1 protein-coding gene is annotated in these 751 nt (G+C 58.7%); it reads left to right on the forward strand.

All coding sequences use genetic code 11. The features are described from left to right. Positions 1-515: 515 nt before the first annotated feature. A complete protein-coding gene (locus HMPREF2749_RS04095; RefSeq protein ID WP_070593508.1) occupies positions 516-731 on the forward strand; it encodes a hypothetical protein in 216 nt (71 codons plus the stop codon). Positions 732-751: the final 20 nt, after the last annotated feature.

A 751-nucleotide genomic window follows, 5' to 3' on the forward strand; every position in this document is an offset into this window, starting at 1 on the left:
ATCCATACTGGATGCCGGGCCCCTCTCTGCTTGCTGTGGCGTTAGCGGCTGATGGTTGCCGAGGTGGTGGGTGCCGTGGTGTGCCTGTTCTACGCCTCCCGGAAGACCTCTGAGGCGAAGGGCGCCGCACAGAACGCTGAGGTGGAGGCCACTAAGTAGAAGGCTTATCAGAGCGCTTTACGTCATAAACGGTGCATAACTTGAGATGCGGTGCAAATACCGGGACAAACTAGATGCACTCTGTGTATGATGAAGCGGGTCACCGTCGAACAGAAGGGGAGCCAAGAATGGTTCCTTTGCCTCCACCGGAGGGTTCGGCAGTGACCCGCTGTCTTTTAAACGCCGTGCTCACTTGCGGCACACCGGTTACATGCTGGCGGCAGCGACACACATGACCACTGAACCACGCGGTAGCCGCCTGATACTCACCATAAAACCGGACCCGTACGACCCATACCGTGCGCAACGTCAGATGATGCAACCTCCCGCGTGGTCAAGATATGAAGAGAGATCCTATGTCTTTTCTGACCTCAAATCGCGTGGTGCGTACCGCGCTCGCTTCGGCGGCACTGCTTGTGCTCAGCTCGGTTGCAGCTCCCGCAGCACAGGCGCACAACCCGGACATTGATGGCGACGGCATCCCCAACACCTGGGAGATGAAGGGCTACGACGCCGACGGCGACGGCAAAATCGACGTGGACTACCCCGGCATGGGCGCCAACCCGCTGTAGAAGGACATCTTCGTGGAGAT

This window comes from Rothia sp. HMSC075F09 (assembly GCF_001810515.1).
Lineage (GTDB): Bacteria > Actinomycetota > Actinomycetes > Actinomycetales > Micrococcaceae > Rothia.

What these genes read in the sequence shown, in the direction of transcription:
- HMPREF2749_RS04095 (WP_070593508.1), top strand. Translation starts at nt 516, where the DNA reads ATGTCTTTTCTGACCTCAAATCGCGTGGTGCGTACCGCGCTCGCTTCG.